This window comes from Luedemannella flava (genome assembly GCF_039528515.1).
In the GTDB taxonomy this organism is placed as follows: domain Bacteria; phylum Actinomycetota; class Actinomycetes; order Mycobacteriales; family Micromonosporaceae; genus Luedemannella; species Luedemannella flava.
Window position 1 is genome coordinate 1 of record NZ_BAAALT010000361.1, and the last position, 4193, is coordinate 4193.

Consider the following 4193-nt stretch of genomic DNA (forward strand, 5'->3'; position numbering starts at 1 on the left):
CCGCCGCCTAGATCAACAACACTGCGAAAGTCGAGCAACGTTTTCGTCCCAAGATCCATAGCGGGTCTACGACCGACGCCTGGGCGTGGCTCTCATAATGGTCGGGTGGAGCTGCGTGTCGAGTTGCGGCCGCCGGTCGTCACCCGCCTGCGCGTCGCGGAGTGGTGCGTACTCGTTGAAGGGGCCTGGCCGCCACCGGAGCTGGTCGACGCCGACGCGATCGTGGACGCGGCGCTGCGCTACCGACCGATCGCGCTGTGAAGGGGCAGGACATGGAGAGTGCCGCCGCGGCGCTCCGGGAGGCCCGTCGGGTTGTCGTGTTCACCGGTGCCGGGATCTCGGCGGAGAGCGGGGTGCCGACGTTCCGCGACGATCTCACCGGGCTGTGGGCGCGCTTCGACCCGGCGCAGCTGGCTACCCCGGAGGCGTTCCACGAGGATCCGGACCTGGTCTGGGGCTGGTACGAGTGGCGGCGGGCGCGGGTGCGGCGGGCCGAGCCGAACGCGGGCCACCGGGCCACGGCCGCCATCGAGCGCCTGATCCCCGACACCGTCGTCATCACCCAGAACGTCGATGACCTGCACGAGCGGGCCGGCTCCCGAGGGCCGGTCCACCTGCACGGGAGCCTCTTCGCGCCCCGCTGCGTGGCGGAGCCGGCGCACCCGGCGGCCTTCCCGGACGCCGACGACGAGCCGACCGACCCCGGGGAGGGCCGGCGGATCCCGCCACCGACGTGCGTCCACTGTGGCGCGCTGGTGCGGCCCGGGGTGGTGTGGTTCGGGGAGGCGCTCCCCGAGGCCGCGCTCGCCACCGCCGTCGAGGCGGCCGCCGCGTGCGACGTCCTGCTGACGATCGGCACGTCCGGGGTCGTCTACCCGGCCGCCGAGGTGCCCCGGGTCGCGGCCCGCTCGGGCGCCACGGTCGTTCAGGTCAACCCGCAGCCGACGCCGCTGGACGATGTCTGCGGGATCAACCTGCGCGGGCCCGCGGCCGAGGTGCTACCGGCACTGGTGAGCAGGATCCGAGAAGCCGCCACCGCCGGGGATCCGTAGCGTGAGGATGGATCTCATCGCCCGTCGCGGGGAAGGAAACCTGCCATGCCGACCACCCGGAAGTCCACCAAGGCGTACGAGGGCTTCACCGAGGACGAACGCGCCGCGATGAAGGAGCGCGCCCGGGAACTGAAGGCGGACACCCGACGCTCCGCCAAGGCGGACCCGGAGAGCGAGGTGCTCGCGAAGATCGCCGAGATGTCGCCGGCGGACCGCGCCATGGCCGAGAAGCTCCACGCGATCGTCAGGGCCAACGCGCCGGCCCTCACCCCGAAACTCTGGTACGGCATGCCCGCGTACGCCCGGGACAACAAGGTCGTCTGCTTCTTCCAGGCCGCCGAGAAGTTCAAGGCCCGGTACGCGACCCTCGGCTTCAACGACGCGGCCAACCTCGACGACGGCGCCATGTGGCCCACCGCCTTCGCGCTGACCACACTGACCGCCGCCGCCGAGAAGAAGATCGCCGCGTTGGTCAGGAAGGCCGCCGGCTGACGGGCCCACAGAGCGCGGGCCCGTCAGCGCGGTTGGGTCACGACGTCGTCAGCAGGCGTTGCTGCGGAAGTCGGAGATGGCCGTCCCGCTGAAGCCGCAGGTGAACGGCGCGAAGCGGGTGTCCTGCTCGAGGTAGCGCTTGAACCAGGAGACGATCACCCGCGACAGCGTGGCGTTGCTGGTCTGGGGGAAGAAGTGGCTGGACCCGTTGAGCTCGACGTACGCCTTCGGGCCCTGGACGGTGTTGTAGAACGGGACCGAGTGGGTCGACACCGGCGCGATGGTGTCGGACTCGCCGCCGACGATGGCGACCGGCTCGGTGACCTCGTACCACGTCTTGTCCGAGTTCCACGGGGCGATCGGCACGCCGGCCTTGACGCGGCCCGTGGTGTCGGCCTTGAGCGCCTCGAGCGTGCCGCCGCCGCCCATCGAGTGGCCCGCGACGCCGCGGCGGTTCGTGTCCGCCCGCGAGCGGACCGCGCTGGGCGCCGACGAGCTGACCGCCCAGTTCAGTGCGGCCAGGAGCTGGCTGCCGCGACTGGCCGGCTGATCGTAGATCGAGTTCGTCTCGATGCCGACCACGACGAAGCCCCACGAGGCCAGGCGCGGCCCCAGCCAGCTCAGGCTCGACCAGCGGGCGGTGAAGCCCGGCGAGATGGCGACGACCGGGTACGTGCCCGCGGTCGTCGGGTAGTACACCGTGCCGCCACCGAAGCCGGACACCAGCGACGAGATGTTCGAGCTGCTGACGGAGAAGCTGCCGTTGCCGGTGATGTTTGACGCGGTCGGGGCCTGCCCGATCTGGTCGGCGTGTGCGGGACCGGCGACCGCCACGCCGGTCGCGACCAGGCCGAGCGTGAGCGCGGCGCTCGCGACGAGTCTGACCGTTCGTTTCCTGAGCGGAGTGGTACGAGGGACGGGCTGCATGAGGCTCACTCCCGGGAGTTGAAGCCGGCCGGTCGCGGAGGGGATCGCGCCGGTTGATTGCCCGATAGTTTGTGGTCTATTTCGAGCCTGTTACATCGGTGTATTTACGGGTCCCCGGCGAAATACCGCGCGAGGTCGACGCGCGAGCGCAGGCCGAGCCGGCTGTAGATGTTGCCGAGGTGGTGTTCCACCGTCCGGCGCGACAGGAAGAGCCGGGTCGCGATCTCCGCGTTGGTCGCGCCGCCCGCGACCAGGTCCGCGATCTGCCGCTGCTGGGGCGTCAGCGCGCCGGCCGGTGCGGACGGCTCGACGCGCTCACCGGCGGCGCGCAGCTCCGCGCTCGCCTTACCCGCCCATCGGGCCACGCCGAGCTGCTCGAAGATGTCCAACGCGACGCGCAGGTGCTCCCGGGCCGCGCCGCGACGGCGTACCCGACGAAGATATTGACCATAAAGGAGCTCGGTGCGGGCCCGACCGTGATCCGCCCCGGCGGCGAAGTGCTGCCGCAGCGCCTCCTCGAAGTGCCCCTCGACCTCCGCGTCGTCCTCCGCGACCAGGGCGTGGCTGCGGGCGGCGAGCGCGAGCCACGGCGCCGTGCGTGACCGGTTGACCCACACGTCGAAGATGTAGAGCTTGTCCCGGGCCAGCTGGTGGTCGGCGCAGCGGGTGGCCGCCTCGATGAGCGCGAGCGTGGCCGGGATCCGGATCATCGTGTTGCCCCGGACCTGCTCGTCGTCGCACATCAACGGGCGCAGCCAGTCCAGCGCCGCCCGGTAGCGGCCGTCGAACAGCTCGATGAGCCCCAGCGCCCAGCGGGAGAACGCCTCGGTCTGGCTCATCTCGCCGTCGACCGGCGCGGGCCGCAGCTGGCGCAGGCGCGTGTGGCACGACTCCCGGTCGCCGTCCATGGCCGCCAGCACCGCGAGCGTGGCCAGGAAACTGTTGGCGAGGCTCTCCTGGCCGGTGGCCCGCGCCGCGTGCAGCCCGTCGGTCGCGGCCGTCGCGGCCGCCAGGTTGCGGCCGACGGCGAACTCCGAGAACGAAATGATCTCCAGCGCCGGCGGTACGAGCGTCGCCGAGCCGCGGGCGGTCGCCTGCACGATGGCCTGCTGCGCCAACTGGTAGGCCCGCACCGGGTCGCCGAGCAGCGTCGCGGCCACGGCGGCGCGCACCGACGCGGTCGGGCTCGACAGCCGCGCCGCGAGCGCGATGACCTGGCGCAGCGAGGCCTCCGCCCCGCTCAGGTCACCCTGGTACGACGCGGCCTGGCCATGGGCGTACGCGAGCAGGAACTGCGACTCCGGCCGCCCGCCGGGCAGCACGGCGACCTGACCCGCCAGCTCGATGAAGTCGGTGTGGTGGCCGGCGACGGTCATCGCCTCGCCGGCCAGGATCAGCGTGTCCAGCGTCAGCTCGTGGCCGTCGCGCGACAGTTCGCTCGCGGCGTGCAGGAGGAGGTTGCGGGCCCGCGTGGTGGTGCCCGCGCGCAGCTCGATCTCGCCCTCCAGCGCCTCCGCCTGGGCCCGCACGTCCGTCGGCAGCTCCACGGCCCGCGCCCGGGACAGCAGCACCCGCGCCCGCGTGGGGTGACCGCCCAGCCAGGCCAGGCGCGCGGCCGTGACCAGAGCCTTCGCGGCCTCGTCGGGGCGACGGCTCAGCTGCGCCGCGCGCTCGAACGCGACCGACGCCAGCGCCGGCGGCCCCGCCCTGGCCGCCCGCGCG

5 protein-coding genes are annotated in these 4193 nt (G+C 72.6%); 3 read left to right on the top strand and 2 right to left on the bottom strand.

Annotated features, from left to right (window positions below; translation table 11 throughout):
* Positions 1 to 105 precede the first annotated feature (105 nt).
* The 3 genes from ABD211_RS33430 to ABD211_RS33440 are packed head-to-tail and all read left to right on the top strand — an operon-like array spanning position 106 to position 1544.
* On the top strand, positions 106 to 261 hold the full coding sequence (locus ABD211_RS33430) for a hypothetical protein (RefSeq protein WP_344140583.1): 156 nt from the start codon (positions 106 to 108) through the stop codon (positions 259 to 261).
* A gap of 11 nt (positions 262 to 272) precedes the next feature.
* The gene (locus ABD211_RS33435) at positions 273 to 1052 is read left to right on the top strand and encodes an SIR2 family NAD-dependent protein deacylase (RefSeq protein ID WP_344140585.1); all 780 of its coding nucleotides are present in this window, start codon (positions 273 to 275) and stop codon (positions 1050 to 1052) included.
* Positions 1053 to 1097: 45 nt separating this feature from the next.
* The gene (locus ABD211_RS33440; protein ID WP_344140587.1) at positions 1098 to 1544 is read left to right on the top strand and encodes an iron chaperone; all 447 of its coding nucleotides are present in this window, start codon (positions 1098 to 1100) and stop codon (positions 1542 to 1544) included.
* Positions 1545 to 1592: 48 nt separating this feature from the next.
* Here ABD211_RS33440 and ABD211_RS33445 read toward each other — a convergent pair whose 3' ends face one another.
* Both ABD211_RS33445 and ABD211_RS33450 read right to left on the bottom strand, forming a co-directional pair.
* Complete coding sequence (locus tag ABD211_RS33445; RefSeq protein ID WP_344140589.1) at positions 1593 to 2471, bottom strand: alpha/beta hydrolase family protein; 879 nt, start codon at positions 2469 to 2471, stop codon at positions 1593 to 1595.
* A gap of 104 nt (positions 2472 to 2575) precedes the next feature.
* Positions 2576 to 4193, bottom strand: a 1618-nt coding sequence (locus ABD211_RS33450; protein WP_344140590.1) for a LuxR C-terminal-related transcriptional regulator, incomplete at its 5' end; no start/stop codon positions are given.